2 tRNA genes are annotated in these 510 nt (G+C 41.8%); both read left to right on the top strand.

The window, feature by feature from the left end:
• The first annotated feature begins 134 nt into the window (after positions 1 to 134).
• A tRNA-Ile gene (locus TP70_RS08775) sits at positions 135 to 211 on the top strand.
• Between the two features lie 21 nt (positions 212 to 232).
• Positions 233 to 308 (top strand) — tRNA-Ala (locus TP70_RS08770).
• Positions 309 to 510 lie beyond the last annotated feature (202 nt).

Below are 510 nucleotides of genomic sequence, written 5' to 3'. Positions count from 1 at the left end.
GTATCGGAAGGTGCGGCTGGATCACCTCCTTTCTAAGGATAATATACGGAATATCACCTTTAGGTGATAAGCGGATTAACGTGACATATTGTATTCAGTTTTGAATGCTCATATTGAGAATTCAAAATTCAAATGGGCCTATAGCTCAGCTGGTTAGAGCGCACGCCTGATAAGCGTGAGGTCGGTGGTTCGAGTCCACTTAGGCCCACCATTTGAAAATTTAAATAACCATGGGGGCTTAGCTCAGCTGGGAGAGCGCCTGCTTTGCACGCAGGAGGTCAGCGGTTCGATCCCGCTAGTCTCCACCATATTTTAATAATAATTTGAATTGAAAACGCTTGTTAGTCAATGAATCATGAACAAGAGCGAGTGCGCTTACTAAGGGTAAGTAATCGAGTGATTGTGAAATGATGAAGCAGAATGCGAGCGATTGCCAATCAAATTGTCTTGTACATTGAAAACTAGATAAGTAAGTATAAATGATTTTACCAAGCAAAAACCGAGTGAATA

Origin of the sequence: Staphylococcus microti, from assembly GCF_000934465.1 — a bacterium.
Taxonomy (GTDB): Bacteria; Bacillota; Bacilli; order Staphylococcales; family Staphylococcaceae; genus Staphylococcus; species Staphylococcus microti.
This window is presented reverse-complemented; position numbering and strand designations above follow the sequence as displayed.